20 protein-coding genes, 1 tRNA gene and 1 pseudogene are annotated in these 21,763 nt (G+C 59.8%); 8 read left to right on the top strand and 14 right to left on the bottom strand.

The window, feature by feature from the left end; genetic code table 11:
• The first annotated feature begins 99 nt into the window (after window positions 1–99).
• Window positions 100–1,770, top strand: a complete 1,671-nt coding sequence (locus V7773_RS09340) for a hypothetical protein (RefSeq protein WP_336073129.1) — start codon at window positions 100–102, stop codon at window positions 1,768–1,770.
• A 99-nt stretch (window positions 1,771–1,869) separates the two neighbouring features.
• Here the strand turns inward: V7773_RS09340 and V7773_RS09335 are convergent, their stop codons facing one another.
• From V7773_RS09335 to V7773_RS09320, 4 genes are all read right to left on the bottom strand, one after another.
• Window positions 1,870–2,388 (bottom strand): AidA/PixA family protein, encoded by a 519-nt coding sequence (locus V7773_RS09335; RefSeq protein ID WP_063321509.1) that lies wholly within the window; start codon window positions 2,386–2,388, stop codon window positions 1,870–1,872.
• 308 nt (window positions 2,389–2,696) lie between these two features.
• Window positions 2,697–3,008, bottom strand: a complete 312-nt coding sequence (locus V7773_RS09330) for an isochorismate lyase (protein WP_336073127.1) — start codon at window positions 3,006–3,008, stop codon at window positions 2,697–2,699.
• 60 nt (window positions 3,009–3,068) lie between these two features.
• Window positions 3,069–3,587, bottom strand: coding sequence for an isochorismatase family protein (locus V7773_RS09325; protein WP_336073125.1), 519 nt, complete (start codon window positions 3,585–3,587; stop codon window positions 3,069–3,071).
• Between the two features lie 389 nt (window positions 3,588–3,976).
• Window positions 3,977–4,270 (bottom strand): fructose-bisphosphate aldolase, encoded by a 294-nt coding sequence (locus V7773_RS09320; RefSeq protein WP_336073124.1) that lies wholly within the window; start codon window positions 4,268–4,270, stop codon window positions 3,977–3,979.
• 416 nt (window positions 4,271–4,686) lie between these two features.
• Here V7773_RS09320 and V7773_RS09315 point away from each other — a divergent pair.
• Window positions 4,687–4,761, top strand: a tRNA-Lys gene (locus tag V7773_RS09315).
• 25 nt (window positions 4,762–4,786) lie between these two features.
• Window positions 4,787–7,093, top strand: coding sequence for a hypothetical protein (locus V7773_RS09310; RefSeq protein ID WP_336073123.1), 2,307 nt, complete (start codon window positions 4,787–4,789; stop codon window positions 7,091–7,093).
• Window positions 7,094–7,295: 202 nt separating this feature from the next.
• On the opposite strand, the pseudogene V7773_RS09305 reads toward V7773_RS09310, so the two are convergent.
• Together V7773_RS09305 and gcvA are read right to left on the bottom strand one after the other, a co-directional pair.
• Window positions 7,296–7,367 (bottom strand): annotated as a pseudogene (locus V7773_RS09305) (hypothetical protein); the annotation flags it as partial.
• A 66-nt stretch (window positions 7,368–7,433) separates the two neighbouring features.
• Window positions 7,434–8,339, bottom strand: coding sequence for a transcriptional regulator GcvA (gcvA, locus tag V7773_RS09300; RefSeq protein WP_336073122.1), 906 nt, complete (start codon window positions 8,337–8,339; stop codon window positions 7,434–7,436).
• A 106-nt stretch (window positions 8,340–8,445) separates the two neighbouring features.
• On the opposite strand from gcvA, the gene V7773_RS09295 reads away from it, so the two are divergent.
• Entirely contained in the window at window positions 8,446–9,054 is a 609-nt protein-coding gene (locus tag V7773_RS09295) for a LysE family translocator (RefSeq protein WP_092141568.1), read from the top strand.
• A gap of 10 nt (window positions 9,055–9,064) precedes the next feature.
• Here the strand turns inward: V7773_RS09295 and V7773_RS09290 are convergent, their stop codons facing one another.
• The 4 genes from V7773_RS09290 to xylA form a co-directional block, all read right to left on the bottom strand.
• Entirely contained in the window at window positions 9,065–10,201 is a 1,137-nt protein-coding gene (locus V7773_RS09290; protein ID WP_003201312.1) for a sugar ABC transporter permease, read from the bottom strand.
• Window positions 10,202–11,758: a D-xylose ABC transporter ATP-binding protein gene (gene xylG, locus V7773_RS09285; protein ID WP_092344923.1), complete on the bottom strand. Its 1,557-nt coding sequence runs from the start codon at window positions 11,756–11,758 to the stop codon at window positions 10,202–10,204.
• Window positions 11,759–11,939: 181 nt separating this feature from the next.
• The gene (gene xylF / locus V7773_RS09280; protein WP_025213958.1) at window positions 11,940–12,941 is read right to left on the bottom strand and encodes a D-xylose ABC transporter substrate-binding protein; all 1,002 of its coding nucleotides are present in this window, start codon (window positions 12,939–12,941) and stop codon (window positions 11,940–11,942) included.
• 147 nt (window positions 12,942–13,088) lie between these two features.
• Window positions 13,089–14,405 (bottom strand): xylose isomerase, encoded by a 1,317-nt coding sequence (gene xylA, locus V7773_RS09275; RefSeq protein WP_336073118.1) that lies wholly within the window; start codon window positions 14,403–14,405, stop codon window positions 13,089–13,091.
• 155 nt (window positions 14,406–14,560) lie between these two features.
• Here xylA and V7773_RS09270 point away from each other — a divergent pair, with 155 nt between their 5' ends.
• On the top strand, window positions 14,561–15,748 hold the full coding sequence (locus V7773_RS09270) for a XylR family transcriptional regulator (protein ID WP_336073117.1): 1,188 nt from the start codon (window positions 14,561–14,563) through the stop codon (window positions 15,746–15,748).
• Window positions 15,749–16,363: 615 nt separating this feature from the next.
• On the opposite strand, the gene V7773_RS09265 is transcribed toward V7773_RS09270, so the two are convergent.
• The gene (locus V7773_RS09265; RefSeq protein WP_336073116.1) at window positions 16,364–16,849 is read right to left on the bottom strand and encodes a thiol-disulfide oxidoreductase DCC family protein; all 486 of its coding nucleotides are present in this window, start codon (window positions 16,847–16,849) and stop codon (window positions 16,364–16,366) included.
• Between the two features lie 112 nt (window positions 16,850–16,961).
• On the opposite strand from V7773_RS09265, the gene V7773_RS09260 reads away from it, so the two are divergent.
• Window positions 16,962–17,897: a hypothetical protein gene (locus V7773_RS09260; protein WP_336073115.1), complete on the top strand. Its 936-nt coding sequence runs from the start codon at window positions 16,962–16,964 to the stop codon at window positions 17,895–17,897.
• A 43-nt stretch (window positions 17,898–17,940) separates the two neighbouring features.
• Here V7773_RS09260 and V7773_RS09255 read toward each other — a convergent pair whose 3' ends face one another.
• Window positions 17,941–18,177 (bottom strand): hypothetical protein, encoded by a 237-nt coding sequence (locus V7773_RS09255; protein ID WP_003201330.1) that lies wholly within the window; start codon window positions 18,175–18,177, stop codon window positions 17,941–17,943.
• 151 nt (window positions 18,178–18,328) lie between these two features.
• On the opposite strand from V7773_RS09255, the gene V7773_RS09250 reads away from it, so the two are divergent.
• Window positions 18,329–18,670, top strand: coding sequence for a hypothetical protein (locus V7773_RS09250; protein WP_072344635.1), 342 nt, complete (start codon window positions 18,329–18,331; stop codon window positions 18,668–18,670).
• Between the two features lie 204 nt (window positions 18,671–18,874).
• On the opposite strand, the gene V7773_RS09245 is transcribed toward V7773_RS09250, so the two are convergent.
• Window positions 18,875–19,783, bottom strand: a complete 909-nt coding sequence (locus V7773_RS09245; protein WP_336073114.1) for a LysR family transcriptional regulator — start codon at window positions 19,781–19,783, stop codon at window positions 18,875–18,877.
• A 127-nt stretch (window positions 19,784–19,910) separates the two neighbouring features.
• Between V7773_RS09245 and V7773_RS09240 the strand changes: the two genes are divergently transcribed.
• Window positions 19,911–20,663 carry an SDR family oxidoreductase gene (locus V7773_RS09240; RefSeq protein WP_336073113.1) on the top strand — a complete coding sequence of 251 codons (753 nt, stop codon included), beginning with the start codon at window positions 19,911–19,913 and terminating at the stop codon, window positions 20,661–20,663.
• Between the two features lie 146 nt (window positions 20,664–20,809).
• Here V7773_RS09240 and V7773_RS09235 read toward each other — a convergent pair whose 3' ends face one another.
• Window positions 20,810–21,712, bottom strand: a complete 903-nt coding sequence (locus V7773_RS09235; RefSeq protein ID WP_336073111.1) for a LysR family transcriptional regulator — start codon at window positions 21,710–21,712, stop codon at window positions 20,810–20,812.
• Window positions 21,713–21,763 lie beyond the last annotated feature (51 nt).

The following is a 21,763-nucleotide window of genomic DNA, read 5'->3' as shown; positions in this document are numbered from 1 at the left end:
CGCGTTTTACTGGCGTCAAGTTATCTGCGTTGCGCTGATCAGGTGGCTGTCCTACTCTCCGAGACAAGGCATTGTGCCAGCAACGACTAGGGGAAAGGGATGTTCACCGAAAACGCACCGGTTCAGGTAGGGAAGGCGTTGCGCGTAGCCTTCGGCGCTCGATTCGCATGGGTATGCGGATTGTCACTCTTCATCGCGGGTTGCGCCGTTCCAACAGGAACGGCGCATCTTTTCAAGGTTCAACCTGCTCGTCCCTCGACCGTCGTCGATAAGCAGTTCGAAGATGCAGCAGCACTAAAGCTCAAGTGGCAACAAGCCCAGGAGGCCCACGCTGCCCTTGTGAAAAAAGGGGCGACCTCCGCCGAACTCGCTGCTACCGATGCACAAACGCAGCAAGCAAGAAAAGAATTCCAGGATGCCATCCGCAATTTGAAAGCCGAGCGCCTGCGTATCGATGGTGACATCTTCAGCGCCGATAAAGCTGGCGCCATTCGTAAACCTGACAGCAACGGCAACGGTGGCGATGTGTTCGCTGTCTATTTGACGGATGCTTACTTTAAATACCTCAAGGATCTCGGTGGGGTGAACGAAGTCGTGATCGTTGCCGAGTTCACCGAAGTGGGGGGCGAGAATAAAAGCGAAACGGTGACCAAAGTACTTGGGCCGTTCCTTGGGGTCGCCGATAACGCCAAGCCGAACCTGCTGAATAAATTGTTGTACGGCCCCAAAAAGCTTGAGTCTGATCACCTGTCGATGAAACTGACCGTACTGGAATACGACCAGGGCGAGAACGAAGACTCCGCTGCATTTCTCGATTTTATCGGCTCGGCCAGCAAGACATTGTCCCTGGCCAATCCGATAACAGCCGCTGAGCAAGTATTTGCCAAAGAAGTCGCCAAGAGTCTGCTGGCCCTCAACAAAGACGATATTGTGTTGCAGATCGACGTGGATCTGGTGGCTGGCCCCGACGATGAGGCATTGGAAGATAACGGCTCGGTCTTGGCGCTCAGGCCTGGGAATTATGTGCTGATCAACCAGGAGCGCTGTGCCCCCACCAATTGTTATTTCTATTTGACGAATCGTGGCAATAAAGAGAACCCGCTGGCTTGGCTGGGGGATACGTTGATGTTGGTGCCCACCGCCATGCGTCGCGGTTGGACTGACACGCCAGACGGTGCGTCGTTGGAGGATATCCAGGCTGGAGAGATCGAGTACGCCAATCACGGTCTGCAACAGCGCGGCAAGAACGAGACGTTCCTAGGCAAGACCTGGGTGTCGTTTGCGGTCCGCAAGGGTGGCGATGACGTGCTCTGGGGACGGCGACGTGCGTTGATCGAGGCAGAGAAAGCCGTCCAATACATCAATAGGCAAGAGACGAGTGCGCTGTTGAAGAGTGCCGACTATGAACGTGCCCGGACGGCCCTGGATGCGGCCCAGCAGGCCGAGCAAGAGAGCCGCAGCGGGATAGCTTTCGTTTCCCCCTTGGATGCCAAGGGTCGATTCGCGCCTTCAGCCAAGAACGACTCGTTTTGCCTTACGCATGCCAAGCCGGTCAGCAACCCCCAATATTCGTTCTACCAATTGAACGGGACTGCTGCGCCTACGCCGATCAAGAGCGTGGCTATTGTTCCGGGTAAGTCCACCTCCAGCGTGTCGTGCTTCAGCTATCCTGCAAACACTTTGCTTACTGGCAAGTATCAATTGGTCGTGACCACGCCAGGGGTGATGATCCCGGTGACCCAGACTGCGACCTTTGAGATGTTGCCATGAGTTGAAGAGGGAAGCGCAAGTGCGTCGATAAGCAACCCTGGCCGGCATCGTCATGGCGAATAGCAAGCCGGCCAGGGTTGTTTACAACTCAGCGAACAGTCAATTGACGGTGATGTACGGGTCCCACGTGTTGGTTGGGCCAATCTGGTTCAGGTTACGGTCCAGCAGAACGAAGACGATTTGGTACCAGAGCTTTCCCGGGCTCAGCGCAGTGGACTGCCAGATGGTATAGGTCACATCGGTCTTGGCAATGCCTCCGGGGGCACCATTGTCCAGATAGGGCACTGGAATGCCTGGGATATTGAAAGATTGCGGGGTCGAGATGGTGCCCTTGTAATCACCGCCCTGATGAGGGTCGCCGATCAGGACGTTTTTGATCAAGGCGATGCGGTCGAAGTTGCGCGACAGCGTGGTGGCGCGCCAACGAATGATGTCACCGGGGTTTACGTCGAACCACAACTCGTTGCCGCCTTCGCCGGTGTTGCCGGTGGCATGGCTGTCGACGGCACTGCGGGTCACCAGCATGGCAATCGCGCCGCCTACGTCGTTGGGGTGGGCGAGCAGGTAGTCGGCGTCAACGTTGACGAGCACATCAATAGTTTGGGTCGCTCCAGACATGTTGTTGCTCCTTGAGAGTAATGACATTGACGACCGCCCTTGCAAAGGGTGTCCGGGCCACCCGGTCCCTGGGTGCGGTCTCGGGAGGAACGATAGGTGATGGCCCTGTAGTGTCAAATTTCCAATTCTTGACGCTGGCGAAACGGAGCGAAGCGCAACACAACCAAGCCTTTGATTTGCCTTTGTCGTGGTCGATCTCTTAACGGACTTCTGGTTGTCTTCTGAGGGTCTCAGAGGGCAAAGGCGCACAACCGTTGTCGGTGACTGCTTCTGATCTTGCGGAGGATGGGAGCCATACCGACCGCAGTTCAGTTGTGGGGTTGATTCGCCGTCCAGCGCTTCATCTCTTCGGCAATGAAGTGATGCACCAGGTCGCTGTACATCTTCTCAATGGCATCCGGGCTCAAGCCTTCGGCCTCGGCCCACTCGCGTCGTGTCGCCAACATGGCCTTCAAACGCTCCGGTGCCTGTACCGAAGTTACCGATGTCTTGAATTTCGAGGCAGCGAGCACGTATTGATAGCGCTTGCCCAGCAGCGTGATGACGGCCTGGTCGAGGGCATCGATTTCGCGTCGGATGTCCTCCATGTTTGCGCATTGTGAGGGTTGTAACGGGTCCATGCCGTGAGCTCCGCTTGTTGAACAAGATCGGCCCGACGTGAGCCGATCTTCTGATGGAGTTTAGAAGCGCCAGTCTTCAGCGCGAACGACACGACAGAAGGCGCCTGCCAGGGTTGCGTTGTGATGGGCAACGATCATTTCTGCCTTCAATTCAGGCGTGTCGGAACAGGTATGACCGTCGGCGATCAGGACCGCGTCGAACCCCAGGTCCCGAGCGGCTCGGCAGGTGCTGTCGATACAATACTGGGTTTTCATACCGGTGATGACCAGGCCTTCAGCATCGCAAGCCTTTAGCCGCGCTGCCAGGCCCGTCTGGGTGAAGGCGTTGGGGCGGTTTTTTTCGAAGATGATTTCGTTCCCTTCCAAATGCAGTTCCTGCACCAGTTGCGTCAGCGGGCTTGCAGGGTCGATGGGCGAGCCAGGCGGGCCTACGTGGCGAGCCAGGAAAATCGGTGCGCCAGCTCTCCGGGCCTTGAGCAGCAAGCCATTCAACGTGTCCAGCAACGCTTCGCCGGCCCAGGGGGTATCCGGGCCGTGAAACAACCCAACTTGCATATCGAGAATCAACAGAGCGTGCATGGTGCTTTCCTTGCGTGTGGGCCAGCGACGCAAGGGCAAAAGAAAAGGCCCTTACCATCACTGGCGGGCCTTTGGGATTCGTTTGTCAGCGACTCACGACATCTCGCACGACCCGCCTTGGGCGGTCGTGGTTGTGGTGATCAAGGTCATCTGAGAATGATTCATGGCCTGACAGTACCTGCAGGCCATCCGGCTTGGCAAGCCTTGCTTGCGCAGATATATGCGGCCCCTGTTTGGATGGGGGGACACTGTGGCGAGGGAGCTTGCTCCCGCTCGGCTGCGCAGCAGTCGTAAAACCGGTGTTTGCGGTGTGCCTGGCGAAACGCGGTGACTGGTTTGGGGCTGCTTCGCAACCCAGCGGGAGCAAGCTCCCTCGCCACAGGGGGTGGTTAGCCTTCTAGTCCGCGCCGTTCGATCACGCCGAACACATCCGCCACATCCTGCACCAGAATCCGGGCGACGTTGGTGATGGTGTTGATGTCACTCGATGCCGAATCACTCAGGCTGGTGCAGGCGACCAGCGTCAGGTAATCGAGTGTGGCGTGCAGGCGTTCGCTGGCACAAGCATGGAGTTCGGGCAGCGGGGCTTGGGTGTCGATCAGCAGGACGGGGTGGGTGGTAGCTGCGTGTGGGTTCGCAGACCGAGGATACGAAGGAACCCGGCAGACCCGAAGATCTCCCACACACAGCCACCATAAAAGGACGTCGACCGCCAAAGGCACCCATTGTTACTTTTATGATGCTTGGTTGCTATCGTATCTGTTGGGCTGCGAAACCCAATCACCGGCCAAAGCCAGCGACGACCCCAACTATAGAAGTCGGCAGAAGTCGATTCCAGCCGCAACAACCGACCTGTAGGACACCCCAGCCCCCTGTGGCGAGGGAGCTTGCTCCCGCTCGGTGGCGCAGCCGCCGTAAAACCGGTGCCTGCGGTGTACCTGGCGAAACGCGGTGGCCGATTTGGGGCTGCTTCGCAACCCAGCGGGAGCAAGCTCCCTCGCCACGGGAGGTAAATTCCTACACGGTTTTAGGACGCCCCAGTCCTCTCTGCCAAAACGCTTCACATCCTGGCGATGCTGACCGACAATGCCGGTTCCGCTCCGGGGTAGTTCAGCGGTAGAACACCTGGCTCTTACCCGGGTGGGCGCTGGTTCGAATCCAGCCCCCGGACCCATTACATCGCAAGGTCATGAGGACGCATGTTCAGGGACGATACTCGATCTGATGGAACACCTGGCATGGGCACGGGCTATGCGATCTTTCAATTGTCGAAAGCGCTCATCGCCCAGCGCGCTGATCCTGAGTCAGAAGCGTACGCCAAAGCGGCTCAGCGGATTGCCCGCTGGCAGCAGGTATTGGCGCATGCAGTGCAGGGCACTGCGCAGTACGGATCACGTATGCCGCTGGCGGATGTTCCCGTCTGGGTGACGCTGGAGGTCGCCACTGGCGGCTTTGCCACGGGGCACCTGCTGGCGGGCGGCGACCTGAATGAGCACGAGCGAGAGCTGGCCGCATCGATCCCAGGCATCCGTCCGGGCCTTGAACGCCTGGATATCAATGCGTGGTATCTGACGGATGAAGGCCTTGAAGTATTGCGGGGATATCTGGCGGAGGGCAGTTACCGAGTCGAAGTTCCGGAAGAGTCAGCCCTGCTGAGTGTGACTTGGCTGTTAGGGCAACAGCGAGTGGACGAAGCCTGGGCTCTCATAGAAACGATCACACCCTTCTTCGACCGCTTGCGTTTCTTTCCATCACCCTGTGAAAAGCTGCAATTTTCTGCGGCGCAAATACATGTCTTTGATGTCGGTGAGATTCGGCAGCGGCTCTTGAAGTTGCGCGGTCAATCACGTGTGGCGGTTCAAAAACAGGTTATCGAAGTCTGCTTACCCCTGTATGACGCCGCCGTGTCCCATTTTCTTTTGACTTACCAAGACGATTGGCCCTGCAGGGTTTATCCAGAGGGGTGGCGTGAACAGGCTGCTTTGCTTTGCACTCGCGTCAATGCAGCTCGCGAAACGCAAGGGGACACAGTCGGGGTTTCGAAACGCCGCTGGGAACTGTTCGCGCTGCTCGAACAATGCGCTGGCGATTCGAACTCGCTGACAGGCCGTCAAGTGGGTCGCGTTCGTCAGATTGTTGATGATTTCGTGCGCAAGCATGGGCGGCCTGACTCCAGCGCTCACCGTGAGTACCGGTCAACGCAACGCGAGCATGTAGCGGCGCCGGGGCATCACGTCATCGCCAAGGCTGTTGCCATGCGAATGGAGCGCTATCCGGCCAACGATGGGGTCGCGGATTTGACTCCCTTGCTTGAACCGATCACTACGGAAGAGGCAAACGTCTTCGCCTTGACGGACGGAGCTGATCTTCCGCAGGCGATTCGCCGGCGCGTGGAGCGCTGCCGTAGCGGTACGATTGCTGAGTTGATCGAACACGGCTTGATTACCTCGGGCGACACCGTCGCGCGGGTATTGCCGGCGATGAGCGCTGAAATACGTAGTTCCGGATTCCGCGACCCCTCGGTGGGCAATTTATACGCCGCTACTTATCGTGTTTTTCGTCGGCGGCGCTCGTTGTTATTGCTCGATCTGCAAAGCCAGGTCAGGCTGAGCGAGTTGCCGTGGGTCGCGGCCATCGAAGGCAATCGCCAACGTGACCCTGCCGATGCGGACATTGCCCGGCAGGCGCTTATCGAGTCCTCAGCGCTGACGTTATCTGCCTTCCCCCAGGCGATTGTGCCCAACAAGCTGCTTAAGGAACTGTGCGCCCTCGCTGAAACTGCCGGGTTGAATCTTCCCTTCGTTGACGAAGTCGCTTCGGACATATTCATGGGGGAGTTTTCAAACAAGTTCATCGACGCCGCCAGGCGCGCGGCCAAGGCGCTGACAGGCACCCTGTACGCCCGTTACTACGACATTGATATCGACGTACTGGCGAGGCTTCCCGATAAACCCAAGTCGAAGGCGAACGGATCGTTTTGGCGGCGCTCGTCGAGTACCGATGCTTTGACTTCCTTGTGCGCGCGACGCGCAAACGCAGAACTCAATACCTGGAATCCAGCAACCAACGGCACCATCATTGAGCAACAACAGATACTGACCACGCAGAATCTCTCATTGTTCTTTTGCGAGCTCAATTTGAGAACCCTGTTGTATCCACGCTTGAGCTCACTCGTTCAGGTCTGTTTTGAATGGATCTGCAGGCGTCAGCAGATGCGAATCGAGCATTATCATGGGCGTTTGATCATGCTCAAGAACACCGCATACGCCTGGCGCCAGATGGTGTTTTACCTGTCCATGCTCAACGAGTCCGAAAGGGGGCTTGCTATCGAGGCTATCGAAGCGCATTTCGCTCAGCAGCCAGGTGCTTTCCGGGAGAAATTCCAACCTGTGATGATTGGACTGCGCGTCGCGGCAGCGGGCCGTCGCCTGCCACAACATGAACCGACTGCCGAAGGTGCGCGTGTTTTTCTGGGGTGGACAACTGAGTCGCATTGGCTGCGATAAAAATTTCAGTAGAGGGCGCGTGATCAAGTCCCAGGCACATCTTCGACTCGATCAACGCCAAGCCCGAAAAAACGCCCTGATATCCTCCGACGTAGGCGCCTGCGGCATCGGCAAATGCCCCGGCACGTTGCAGGAAGGCGGTTTCTGCATCGGCTTCCTGGGCATGCCAATCGAACGCGGTCGACCAATGTGCGAGAAGTTCTCGTAGCACATCCATGTCCATGCCTTCGCTCCAGCCTTGCTCGGCCAAGGGCTCTGGTAGCCTTGCGTTCAGCAGGCGGTGCCGAAGGTCTTCAAGGACGCTGTCGGGGATGTCGATGGAAAGGCTCGATGAGCATGATTACGCCTTCGGCTGAGCGGTGGCCGGCTGCCGGATCTGAGAAAATAGCCAATCAACAAAAAACTGCGCGTCAACCGCGGCATCCCGAGACACACCGTAATAGTAACGGGACAACGGCAGGCGCAACGACGGCAGTGGACAGGTCAGGCGCCCGTTGGATAGATCCTTGCTCAATAGTGAAGCCGGACACAACGCCACGCCCAGCCCATCGACGGCGGCTTGCAGCACCAGGTGCATGTGGTCGAATTGCAAGGTTGGCGAGTTGTGCAAGGGGCTGATGCCCGCGTGTACTGTCCACGCTTGCCAATCGCTGCTGCGGGTCTTGCCCGACAGCAATGTGTGCCGGGCCAGGTCGTGGGTGTTTTCCAACGGCACGCTTTGCAGCAATGATGGCGCGGAGACCAGCAATAGGTCGTCTTCCAGCAATGCCGTGGGCTGCACATGGGCTGACCATCCGGCGCGTCCACGGCGGATGACTACGTCGAAGGGTTCTCGTGACGGGTCCGGTGGTCTGGTGCTGGTGACCACTTCGGGCTTGATGTCCGGATGCAGCGCCACGAAATCCGGTAGCCGAGGGATCAACCAGCGCACCGCGAAGGAGGGGCGCACGTTGATGATCACTTTGCGCTGGGCTGCACTGCGTGTCAGTGCGGTGGCGGCATTGGCGATCTGGGTCAGCGCCTCGCTGACCTGTTCGTAAAACGCCTTCCCCTCAGGCGTGAGCAAAGACTGACGGGTTCGACGTTCGAACAGCAGCACGCCCAAGCGCTCTTCGAGCAGCTTTACGTGGCGGCTGACGGCACTGTGGCTCACGTGCAGTTCTTCGGCGGCGCGGCTGAAGCTCTGGTGGCGAGCGGCAGCGGCGAAGGCGCGGACGGCGTTCAACGGGGGGAGGTTGGCGATCATGCGTCTAATTTAGTCACATATGAGTCGCAATTAAAACGTTTGTCAGCGTCCCGGTGCCACGCCACCCTGAAGGCCACAGCAATTCGCCTTCAATGTGGAGTGATGCATGGCCGGTTATGGACTTTTTCTGATCCTGGCGACCCTGACGGTGCTCAGCCCGGGCCCCGGTGTGGTGTTGACGATTTCCAATGCCTTGCGCCATGGCTGGCGCGGTGCACTGCCGGGCATCTTCGGGATCGCGTCGGGCGCGTTTATCGTGGCGGGTATCTGCGCCAGCAGCTTGGGATTGATCCTGGCCGCCTCGGCGACGGCCTTCACGCTTTTGAAATACATCGGCGCGCTGTACTTGTTGTACCTGGGCATCAAGATGTGGCGCACCCAACGCTTCGTGCCCGAACTCACGGTCACGTCCACGCGCCCGTGGCGGCGATTTGGCGAGGCGCTGTCGATCCAGTTGCTCAACCCCAAGGCCGGGTTTTTCTTCCTCGCCGTGTTCCCTCAGTTCATCAAGCCGTTGGATCACTATTACAGCCAGTTCTTCTTGCTGGTGTTGTCCTATAGCGTGCTTGTCGTACTGGTGCATTCCGGTTATGCGCTCATGGCCAATGGCGCCAGGGGCTGGCTCTCTTCAAGCCAGGGCGCCAGGATCGTCGGCAAGCTGTCGGGCATCACCTTCCTGGGGTTCGGCGTGCTGATGGCGTCTGCCAGCAAATGACGAGTACACGTCAACGCCGCCCCGTGCGCGTACTCACATCCACCCACACCGCCAGCACCAGAATGCTGCCCTTGACGATCATCTGCCAGTAGCTGTCGACGTCGAGCATGGACATGCCGTTGTCCAGGCTGGTGATCACCAGCGCGCCGAGGAGAGCACCGTAGACCGTGCCAGAGCCGCCGCGCATGGAGGTGCCACCGATGAAGCAGGCGGCGATGGCATCGAGTTCGCCCATGTTGCCCGCCGACGGTGAGCCAGCGGCCAGGCGTGCGGTGTTGACCACGCCGGCGAGGGCGCACATCACGCCCATGATGCCGAAGATCCACAGCTTCACGGCCTGTACGTTGATGCCGGACAGGCGCGTGGCTTCCATGTTGCTGCCCACCGAATAGACACGTCGACCGAACACGGTCTGGCTGGTGACGTAGCTGAATACGCCCAGCAGGATCAGTAGGAGCAGCACCGGCACCGGGATGCCGTCGTAGCTGTTGAGGGTATAGACGAACCCCGCCAGCACCGCGCCGATCACCACCACGCGCAATACGTCACGCACCAGAGAGTGGGCCGCCAGGCCATGGAGGGCACGGTTGCGCCGCTGTTTCCAAGTCAGAAACAGCGTCAGGGCGAACAGCAGGATACCGAGCCCGGTCCCGACCGTGTGCGGCAAGTAACCCTGCCCAACGTAGACCAGTTCCGGTGACACCGGGGCAATGGTGGTGCCGCCGGTTACTCCCAGCAGAACGCCGCGAAACGCGAGCATGCCACCCAGCCCGACGATGAACGACGGGATACGCAGGTAGGCGGTCATGTAGCCGTTGCCCAAGCCAATCACCAAGCCGCACAGGGCCACCAAACTCAGGTTCGCCAGCAGCGGAATGTGATAGACCACGTCGAGAATCGCCGCCAGGCCACCGAGCAGCCCAAGCAATGAACCCACCGACAAATCGATCTCGCCGCTGATGATCACCAGCACCATGCCGCAGGCCAGGATTCCGGTGATGGACATCTGCCGCAGCAGGTTGGAGAGGTTGCGCGGGGTCACGAACCCACCCTCGGTCTGCCAGCTGAAAAACAGCCAGATCAGCGCCACGGCGATCACCAGCGCGAGCATTTTGTAGCGGGAAAACAGCTGTTTGACCTGATTCATCTACGCGGACTTCCGATCATTATTGTTATGGCCATCGGGATGGCTGAGCGCGGCGGCAAGCACTTGTTCCTGGGTCAGTTCGTGGTTGATGAAGTCACCGCGCAACTGGCCTTCGCCGATCACCAGGACGCGGTCGGAAACCCCCAGCACCTCGGCCAGCTCCGAGGACACCATGATGATCGACACGCCTTCGGCCGCCAGCGCGCCCATCAGCTTGTAGATCTCGTACTTGGCGCCGACGTCCACGCCGCGGGTGGGTTCATCGAGAATCAGCACGCGGGGTTTGGTCAGGAGCATTTTCGCCAACACGGCTTTTTGCTGGTTGCCGCCGGAGAGGCTGGTGATCGGCAGGAACGGGCTCGCGGTCTTGAGGTGCATGCGCGAGATTTCCTTGTCGATGCTGCCCAGTTCGGCTTCGGCGTCGATGCGGGTCAGTTTCGAATAGTTATCCAGCACGGCCAGGGTGATGTTCTGCCCCACGCCAAGGTCCGGAATGATGCCTTGGCGCTTGCGGTCTTCGGGGACCATGCACAAGCCGGCGCGGATCGACTTGAGGGGTGTGCGCGTGTCGATTTGTTGGCCGTTGAGCCAGACTTCACCTTCGTAGCGGCCGGGGTAGGCGCCGAACAGCGCGGACACCAGTTCCGTGCGGCCGGCGCCGACCAGCCCGGCGATGCCGAGGATTTCCCCACGCTTGAGAACGAATGAAATGTCGTCGACCCGTTTGCGCCTGGGGTTGTCGACGTCGTAGCAGGTGAAGTGGCGCGCCTCGAAAATCACTTCGCCGACGTCATGGGGTTCGGTGGGGTAGAGGTTGCTCATTTCCCGTCCGACCATCTGGGTGATGATCTTCGGGATGTCCATGTCGGTCATGGCGGTGGTAGCGATGTGCTTGCCGTCGCGGATCACCGAAATGGTGTCGCACACGGCGGCCACTTCATCGAGCTTGTGGGAGATGTAGACGCAGGCGACGCCCTTGGCCTTGAGGTCGCGGATGATGTCCAGCAGCACCTCGATTTCCGAACGGGTCAGGGCCGAGGAGGGCTCATCGAGGATCAGCAGCCGCGCCTGTTTGTTCAACGCCTTGGCGATTTCCACCAACTGCTGGTAGCCACCGCCGTACTGCGAAACCGGCAGCGAGACATTCATGTCCGGCACTTTGAGTTCACGCATCAGGGCTTCGGCGCGGTGGATCATTGCCGGGTAGTTCATGCGTCCGCCGGGCAGCGTGAGTTCGTGGCCCATGAAGATGTTTTCCGCCACCGACAGGTCGGGGACGAGGGTCAGTTCCTGGTGAATGATGACGATCCCGGCGGCTTCGGTTTCGCTGATGGACTGCGCCTTGAGCGGCTGGCCATCCCAAAGGATTTCACCGTCCCAGGTGCCGTAGGGATAGACCGCCGACAGCACCTTCATCAGCGTGGATTTGCCGGCGCCGTTCTCACCGCACAGGCCGACACACTCACCTGGCCTGACCTTGATGTCGATGCCGTTCAGGGCTTTGACGCCGCCAAAGGTTTTGACGATGCCGTTCATTTGCAGCAGGTAGTCGGACATGGCAAGGACTCATGGAAAAGGGCTCACACATACGCAGGGGGCAAGTATTTCCTGATGTCAGTCAGCCCTCTGTGGGAGCTCGCGATAGCGGTGTTTCAGCTTGCACCCACATTGGATGGGCTGCCGCCATCGCGAGCAAGCTCCCACAGGGACTCTGCTTAACCCAGAATTTGCCCCCGGGTCACTGCCCGGCGATCTGCGCCTTGGTGTAGAACCCGTCCTTTTCCAGCAGGTCGATGTTGTCCTTGGTCAACGGTGTAGGGGTAAGCAGGATGGTGTCGACTTTCTTGCTGCCATTGTCGTATTGCGAGCTGAAGGTCGGCTTCTCGTTGCGCGCCAGTTGCACCGAGAGCTTGGCGGCTTCGGAGGCGATCAGCTTCAGCGGCTTGTAGACGGTCATGGTCTGGGTGCCATCGATCACGCGCTTGACCGCTGCAAGGTCGGCGTCCTGGCCCGAGATCGGCACCTTGCCGGCCATTTTCTGGGCGGCCAGGGCCTGGATGGCGCCGCCGGCGGTGGCGTCGTTGGAGGCGACGATGCCATCGATCTTGTTGTTGTTCCGGGTCAGGGCGTTTTCCACGATGCTCAAGGCTTCGGTGGGGTTCCATTCCTTCACCCACTGCTGGCCGACGATCTTGATATCACCCTTGTCGATGGCCGGTTGCAGCACTTTCATCTGGCCTTCGCGCAGGACCTTGGCGTTGTTGTCCGTGGGCGCGCCACCGAGCAAGAAGTAATTGCCCTTCGGCGCGGCCTTGAGCACACCGCTGGCCTGCATCTCGCCGACCTTTTCGTTATCGAAGGAAATGTAGGCGTCGATGTCGGCGTTGAGGATCAGTCGGTCATAAGACACGACCTTGATCCCGGCCTTCTTGGCTTCGGCGACGGCGTTGGTCAGCACGGTGGCGTTGAACGGCACGATGACGATCACATCGACGCCGCGGGAAATCAGGTTTTCGATCTGCGAGATCTGCTTCTGCTCGTTGGCATCGGCCGACTGGACGAAGACCTTGGCGTCGAGTTTTTCCGCCGCCGCGACGAAGTAGTCACGGTCCCGCGACCAGCGTTCCAGGCGCAGGTCATCGATGGAAAAACCGATTTTCGGATGGGCCGCATCGGCCATGACCGGCAGCGAGAGCAGGGCGAGGGCGCCAGCGAGTAACGTGCGTTTGAATGTTTTCATGGTGGTGCGTCCTTTTATTGTTGTTTGAAAGACACTGCCTGACGATGAGCGTGGTGCGGATAGAACTGTAGAGAGTCGCCGAGCGCTGTGGGCAGAGATTTGTCGCGAGAATGTAACAACCTCACAGCACCACAGCTCTGCCCGTTGTCAGGGATAGATAAACCGGTTGACCACGTTCTCGAGCATCTCCTGTCGACCGCTGACGGCTTGGGGATTCAGCTCGTTGGTGAAGGCATGCTCGGCCAGTGAGGCGAGGCTGAATTCACCGGCCAAGACCGCTTGGCCGAACGGCTGCTGCCAACCGGCGTAGCGTTGGTCCTTGAACTGCTGGAGCTGGTCGTTCTGGACCATGGCTGCCGCGCGTTCCAGGGCCAGGGCCAGGACGTCCATGGCCGCCACATGACCGTGGAACAGATCGAGTTCGTCCACGCTCTGGCGCCGCACTTTGGAATCGAAGTTGAACCCGCCGTTGGTGAAACCGCCCGCCTTGAGAATCTCGTAGGTGGCCAGGGTCATCTCTTCGACGCTGTTGGGGAACTGGTCGGTGTCCCAACCGTTCTGCGGGTCGCCCCGGTTGGCGTCGATGCTGCCGAAGATCCCCAACGAGACGGCCGTGGCGATCTCATGATGAAAGCTATGCCCGGCCAGGGTCGCGTGGTTGGCTTCGATGTTGACCTTGATCTCGTTTTCCAGGCCGAACTGTTGCAGGAAGCCGAACACCGTGGCGCTGTCGTAATCGTACTGGTGCTTGGTCGGTTCCTGGGGCTTGGGCTCGATCAGCAGGTCGCCCTTGAAGCCGATCTTGTGCTTGTGCTCGACCACCATGCGCATGAAACGGCCCAGTTGCTCGCGCTCGCGTTTCAAGTCGGTATTGAGCAGGGTTTCGTAACCTTCTCGACCGCCCCACAGCACGTAATTGGAGCCCTTCAGGCGTTGGGTCGCGTTCATGGCGCTGAACACCTGGGCGGCGGCGCAGGCGAACACTTGCGGGTCCGGATTACTGGCGGCGCCTGCGGCAAAACGTGGGTTACTGAAGCAATTGGCGGTGCCCCACAGCAGCTTGATCCCGGTTTGTTCCTGATGGCGCTCCAGGTGGTCGACCATCTGGGCGAAGTGTTCGCGGTACTCTTTGAGCGAAGTGCCTTCCGGGGCGACATCGGTGTCGTGGAAGCAGTAGTAGTCGATGCCCAGCTTGGAGAAGAACTCGAAGGCCGCTTCGGCCTTGCCGATGGCCACCTCCATGGGATCCCCAGCGTGCTGCCACGGGCGCTTGAAGGTACCGGCACCGAACACGTCCGACCCCGGCCAGACGAAGGTATGCCAGTAGCAGACCGCCATGCGCAGGTGCTCGCGCATGGGTTTACCGAGCACCAGTTTGTTGGCGTCGTAGTGACGGAAGGCAAGCGGCGAGTCGCTGGCGGCGCCTTCGTAGCGAATCTTGTCGACAGCGGGGAAGTACGACATGGGCGAGTTCCTTTTTTATTCTTGGCGGTGTCTCGATACTAACGCCGGCCCCGAGGCTGCTGATTATGAAAATCACCAACAGGGCGTTCGATTTTGAGTATTGAGGTTCATCGCTTGCGCGCCTAGTCTGTGTGCATCGGCCCAGGGTTAAACCAATGAAAACCGTCCCGCCCGTTCACCGCATCGCACTGTTGTTCAATGGCAGCAAGATCTACGACCGCGGCATCATCAGCGGCATCGGCAACTACCTGAGCAGCACCCGCGCGTCCTGGGACTTGTTCCTCGAGGAGGATTTCCTCTGTCGCTTGAAAGGCATCGAACGCTGGCAGGGCGACGGGATCATTGCCGACTTCGACGACCCGCTGATTGGCGAGGCACTGGCCGGGATCAAGCTGCCGGTGGTGGCGGTGGGCGGTTCCTATCAGGATGAGCGCGCCTATCCGAAAGGCATCCCCTATGTCGCCACCGACAATGATGCGTTGATGACGTTGGCCTACGAGCACCTGATCGAGGCCGGGCTGACGCGTTTTGCCTGTTTCAGCCTGCCTGAAGCACAAGCCAATCGCTGGGCCCAGGAACGGGAAAAAGCCTTCCGCCGGCTGGTGCAGCGCGATGGCCTGCACGCCGAGGTCTATCGCGGCATGGGCACCAGCGCACCGCTGTGGGACAGCGCCGTCGAACAGCAGATCGCCTGGCTGCAAAGTCTGCCTAAACCCATCGGCATCATCGCCGTCAGCGACGCCCGCGCCCGGCAACTGCTGCAAGCCTGCCTGACCGCCGGAATCGCTGTGCCGGAGCAGGTGGCCTTGATCGGCATCGACAACGACCCCCTGACCCGCAGCCTGACGCGAGTGCCGCTGAGCTCGGTGATCCAAGGCACCGAAACCATGGGCCGGACCGCCGCGCGCCTGCTCCACCAGATGCTGCACGGCATGCCGTCCACGGGCACACAGATTCTGATACCGCCGGATGCGATCAATGTGCAGGTGTCGAGTCTGCATCAGCCGTTGGGCAACCCTTATGTCATGCAGGCACTGCTCTTCATCCGCCAATACGCCTGCCAGGGCATCAAGACGGCCCAGGTGGCGGCCTATGTGGGCGTGTCGCGCTCATCGCTGGAATCGCACTTTCGCAAGGAGCGGGGCTGCAGTGTCCACGACGAAATCCTGCGCTTCAAACTGGCCGCCGCCGCCAATGGCCTGGAAAACACCCACTCGCCGATTGCCGACATCGCCCAGAATTGCGGCTTCAAATCGGCGCAGTACCTGCACACCGTGTTTCGCCGCGAGTTCGGCTGCACCCCTCGGGAGTATCAGCAGGGGGCCAATGCAGCAACTCACTGACCCACTGCCGAACCGCTCGTGTGGCGAGGGAGCTTGCTCCCGCTGGGGCGCGGAGCGGCCCCGAAACCGACATACCGGTGCGTCAGGTTGATTGAGTGGATGCCTTAGGGTCTGCTGCGCAGCCCAACGGGGATAAATCCCCTCGCCACAAAAAAACAGCTCTGCTCCTGATGAACTGACCCACTGCCGAACCGCTCTTGTGGCGAGGGAGCTTGCTCCCGCTGGGGCGCGAAGCGGCCCCGAAACCTGATATACCGGTGCGTCAGGTTGATGGAGTGGATGCCTTAGGGTCTGCTGCGCAGCCCAACGGGGATAAATTCCCTCGCCACAAAAAAACAGCTCTGCTCCTGATGAACTGACCCACTGCCGAACCGCTCGTGTGGCGAGGGAGCTTGCTCCCGCTGGGGCGCGGAGCGGCCCCGAAACCTGACATACCGGTGCGTCAGGTTGATTGAGTGGATGCCTTAGGGTCTGCTGCGCAGCCCAACGGGGATAAATCCCCTCGCCACAAAAAAACAGCTCTGCTCCTGATGAACTGACCCACTGCCGAACCGCTCTTGTGGCGAGGGAGCTTGCTCCCGCTGGGGCGCGAAGCGGCCCCGCTTATTTGCTGGGCTAAATATCGATCCGTTCCGCCGGGTAGGTCCCAGGCGTGGGAATCTTCAAAAAACGCCGCTCATGATCCGCGCTCGGCAAAAGGCAAACGTCGTATTTGCCAAACAGCCGATAACGATTCAGGGCAATGCGATCGTAGGCCCAGTCCCGCAGCCTGCGGGGGACGTAGCGCAGCAGTTTCACCGGGCGCCAGGCCCAGGGCAATAGGGCTACGACTTCAAAAATCGCATCCGAACGCACCCAGTAATGCTGATCGCGAACCACGGCCATGGTGTCGAATTGATGCAGGGGCAGGCCCGCCCAGGCAAGCAAGGCTTGTCCTTCTGGCGACTGTACGGAGGCCAACCGCACGCGTCGGGCGTGGTCATGGCGGATCAGGAATTTCGCCCAGCCATTGCACAGTTTACAAACGCCGTCGAACAGGACCACTGTCTCGCCTGGCTCGAGCAAGGGTGCGGGAGAGGGGCGTGTTTGGGAGATGGGCATGAATGGGTGTCTACATGGCGCCTGGTTACCCGGATAATACGCGTGTTCCAGCGTCAAGGGGCGCCCCGAAGGGTTGCTCGACCATGATGATTTCAAGGGCATGATCCGATCCATGAGCGATGACACCTACATCCTGTACATGCGCTTCCAGACCCCCGACCCTGGCATCGGCCCACGGGAGAGGGTGCCGATGCTGGAGCAGGAGCTGGCCTGGGCGCGTGAGCGCGCGACCCTGCATCGCTTCAGCTGGATCATGGTGCTGGTGCCGCCTCTGTGCCTGGGCCCGGTGCTGCCGGGCATCGCGTTTCTGCTGGGGCTGCTGGTCTATCAAGGGTTATCCGCCCCTGGCGTCGACCTTGACCGAATCGTCGGGGATTCCCTTGGCTGGCTTGTGCTCGCCACCTTGTTGTTCATGGCTGCCTGGGTCCTGCATAACTACTTGCGCGATAAGCGCCAGCCGACCAAGCGATTTTGGCAATCGATGCCCGATCAAGGGCTGGTCGAACTCGAACACCATACCCTGGTCTCCGGCATCAGCCTGTGGTCCAACGACTATGACCCGGACTGCAACACCCTCATGCAATGGACCGACGGCAAGTTGAAGTGCGTGCAAGACAGCGGTATATCGCAATGGATTCTGGCCAAGACCGCGGCGGGGCATTGGCTGGTGCTCAAGGAGCAATTTTCGGGCGACTTCAGCTACGGGCGAGTAGGGCAAATGCCCGCACCGAACAAGCTCCTGCAACCCCGCCAGCAACTGGCGATTGCTTTCGCCCCCGGCACGAACCTGCAGTTGGGCCGACGTTTCGACGGTGCGCCGATGCCATTGGTAGAGACGCCGTATTGGCTGTCTGCCGATGAGCTCAAGCGCCTGGAAGAGGCCGCTCATCACTGGAACTTTCTACCGCCGAACCGCTATGGGGTGGTCAATGATCAGGATGCCGCGTGGGTGCAACGGCTGGTGGACCGGGCGCAAGCCTGCGTTGGGCCGCGGCTGCAAGAGGACTGCTGCGCAGCCCAGCGGGAGCAAGCTCCCTCGCCACAATGAATCGAACCCATTCCTGGAAGTCCGGCCTGTCACTGGCCGGGCGCTAAAGCCACGTATTCACCACCCGCCGATCCAGCTCCTCCCAATCTGCCATGCCCAGTACCCGAGTGGTGTTCAACCCGCGCAAATAACCGCGCAGTTGATTGGCCGTGGCGCGCCTGAGCTCCGGGTCGGGTTCGGTGCTGCTCAGTAGCACGCTTTCGTACTGGATCAGGTAATCAGCCACCCGCTCACGGAAGTCGGGCAATACCGCGTCGCGAATCAGATCAAACGTTCTCATGGCTATACCTCATCAGTCTTTCTCGGCTTGCAACTATTGCTAGGAGTAATAGTGACCATTACGAAATGCAAGTTCTGCTTTGCCGGCAATCATTGGAAAATCAGCGCCATCGAACACGCAGCCCATTATTTTTATTTTCAGGACCCCACCCATGCGCCCTTTATTTTTGCTTCCCCTGGCGTTTTCCCCGTTGTTGCTGGCCGGTTGTGCCTCGGCGCCGAACGATCCGACCCTGACCTTGCAGACCAGCAAGACGCCGGCCCAATACGCTGAGTGCGTCGTACCGAAATTGCAGGGCAGTGCCTTGAACCCGATGGTCTCGCAGACCCAGCGCAGCTACCGCATCGTGGTGCCGAGCAAAGTCTCGGCGGACAACGTGCTGGAAGCCTACAAGGCCGGTAGCGGCGGCAAGGTATTCATCTACGAGCGACATTTGCTGGCCTCCAACCTCCTGCCTTCGAGTTTCGAACGCGCCGCACAGGAATGCATCTGACCGGCCCGTAAACGTTTTTCACTGTGCTCCTTTGGTTGGCCGCAACCAACCAATTCCCTTGCCCCGCACCGTCCTCGGTCGCGGGGCTTTTTTTGTTTGACGATGACTCCAGCCCGGTATTTCGGCCCGGACAGCGCATCCGCCGTGACCGGCATCGCGCACCCGCGCGGCGATCGGCAAGAGCGTTAGGGGGCACGTTTTGTCTTATAGCGTCGGCAAAGGGGAGCTGCCGTTCAAGGCTGGAATCCTTGAAAACACGCCAGCCATAAAATCCATGAACACGATAGCCCGCGTGGGGAGCAGTCTATTGGCGACATAAACCATCTGCACGGGGACAGGGGGAGCCGCATGGTGGGTGAGAATGAACTGTAATTTCCCGCTGTTCAGCCCGCTCTCAAACAGCCACGCAGGTCCATGCGCCACGCCCAGGCCTGCCGCGACTGCCGCACTCACAGCGTCGGGCGAGTTGACCCTGAGCCTGCCGCTAATCGGGATGTCCGCGTCCCGGAATCGCCAGGTCGCCCCGGACGACAGCAAGGTGTAGATGATGCAATCGTGGTCGCGTAGATCATCCGGGGTCTGCGGTACTCCACGTTTGGCCAAGTACTCCTTGCTGGCGACGAAGACCCGGTCGTACCACCCAAGAGGCCGGGCGCGCAGGGCGCTGTCCTCCAGGTGTCCTATGCGAATGGCGAGTTCGGTGCCTTCATTGACCAGGTCTACGTATCGATCGTTGAGTTGCAGATCCAGGTTCAATTGAGGGTAGCGCTCCAAAAAGGCCGGCACATGCGGCAGCACAAACGCGTGTGCGAGCGCTGTCGGACAGGCTACGCGCAAGAGGCCCGATGGCTCGACGTTGTTCCTGAAGGACGATTCGGATTCATCCACCGCATCCAGGATGCGCCGGATGTCCGCATAGTAGCGTTCGCCCTCCGGCGTCAAGGAGAGCTTGCGCGTAGACCGGTGGAGCAAGCGCGTCTGCAAATGGTCCTCCAGAGCCGCTACATAGCGGCTTACATTGGGTTGCCCCAACCCTAGATCGCGCCCTGCCGCCGAAAAGCTCCCAGTTTCTACAGCACGCGCGAAGCATGTCATCAAAAGAAATCGGTCCACTTCTCCACCTCGATTCATGCCTGATTTGCATGAATCATATGCGAATAGGTGGTCTTATCCTATACGAGGCATGAGCGCATATTTCTCCATGTCGACCGCGGTGGTCGTCATTCACCGGAGAATTCAAATGTCGCGCTTGCAAGGTAAACGTACGCTCATCACTGGCGGCACCAGTGGCATCGGGCTGGAAACGGCAAAGCAGTTCCTCGCGGAAGGGGCTCGCGTGATCGTAACGGGTGTCAACCCCGATTCGATTGCAAAGGCCCAGGCCGAACTGGGCCCGGAAGTGCCGGTGCTGCGCGCCGACTCGGCCAGCGTTGCAGCACAAAAGGAGCTGGCCCAAGTCATCAAGGAACACTACGGCCAACTCGACGTTGCCTTCCTCAATGCCGGCGTATCCGTCTGGCTGCCCATCGAGCAATGGACGGAAGAAATGTTCGACCGCTCTTTCGACATCAACGTCAAAGGGCCGTACTTCCTGATGCAGGCGCTGTTGCCGGTCTTCGCAAATCCTGCTTCCGTCGTGTTGACCACTTCCGTAAGCGCCCATGCAGGCGCAGATCGCTCGTCCGTGTATGCCGCAACGAAGGCCGCATTGCTGAACATGTCGAAGACGCTCTCGACCGAATTGCTGGGCCGTGGCATCCGGGTCAACGCAGTGAGCCCTGGCCCCGTCGAGACGCCGCTTTACGACAAGCTCGGTATTCCGGAAGCTTATCGCGAGCAGCTTAACAAAGAGATCGCGGCCACCATTCCGCTTGGGCGCTTCGGTACCTCCGACGAGGTGGCCAAAGCAGTGCTGTATCTGGCATCCGACGAGTCGCGCTGGACGGTCGGCTCTGAAATCGTCCTTGACGGCGGCCGCCTGCTGAATGGCTAAGGGCGCAGCTCAAGAATTGTGCGAGTGCAACATCGCTTGGGCTGAGTTAATCAGATACTGAACGCCCGCCTCAGCACTTAGCGACGAACGAGTCCAATCCAGACTGTGCAAACAGCGGTACGCGGGAAACCTCTGCCGCTGTTTCCTCAGGTTAGCCAATCGTCCGCTTGGATGAACTCGATGAGCGCTTTCAGGGCCGGCGGCACATGGCGTCGGCTGGGGTAATAGAGAAAAAACCGACTTGGCGGCGCTTTCCATTGCGCAAGCAGTTCCGTGAGATGCCCATTGCGGAGGTCGTCGCGTGCCAGCTCCTCGTAGACGTAGGCGATCCCGGCGCCGTCTTTCGCCGCCTGGATCATCAGCGCATCGTCTTCAAGAATGAGTGGGCCGGTGACGGACAACCGGATCGGTTGCCCCTCTGCCTGATACTCCCAAGCGTAGAGTTTGCCGCTGGGAAAACGCCGGGCGATGCAGGCATGGTCGAGCAAGTCCCGTGGAGCCTGGGCGATCCCCTTCGTGGCCAGGTAGTTTGGCGCGGCTACGGTCACGAACGATTGTGGGGGGCCGACAGGGACGGCGATCATGTCGCCGGCCAGGCTTTCGCCAAAGCGCACGCCGGCGTCAAAGCCACCGTTGACGATATCGGTCAAGCCGTCATCAGTGACCAGGTCCAGTTGAATGCGAGGATACCTGGCCACAAACGGCGCGAGCACGTTTGCAAATACCGCGCGTGCCGCCGGACGCGCCACGTTGAGGCGAAGCTTGCCGGCGGGCACATCCTGCAGCGAGGTCAACTGGGCCAAGGCTTCGGCAACCTGCTGCAGGGTAGGGGCCAGCGTTGCCAATAGCTGATGACCGGCCTCGGTCGGGGTAACGCTGCGCGTGGTGCGGTTGAGCAGCCTGACACCCAGGCGTGCTTCCAGTGCCCGCATGGCGTGGCTCAATGCCGAGGCCGAAACGCCACGCTCGTCGGCGGCCTTGCGAAAGCTGCGATGGCGAGCGACGGTGGCAAAGGCATCCAGTTCGGAAAGATCGGGGTGCTGACTCATGAATACGGTTCAGTAGTTCAAATACGATTACCCATCTTATCGTCATGAGAT

The organism is Pseudomonas sp. 3JA (genome assembly GCF_036961705.1).
Classification (GTDB): domain Bacteria; phylum Pseudomonadota; class Gammaproteobacteria; order Pseudomonadales; family Pseudomonadaceae; genus Aquipseudomonas; species Aquipseudomonas fluorescens_Q.
The sequence above is the reverse complement of the archived record's forward strand: the minus strand, read 5'-3'. Positions and strand labels throughout refer to the sequence as shown.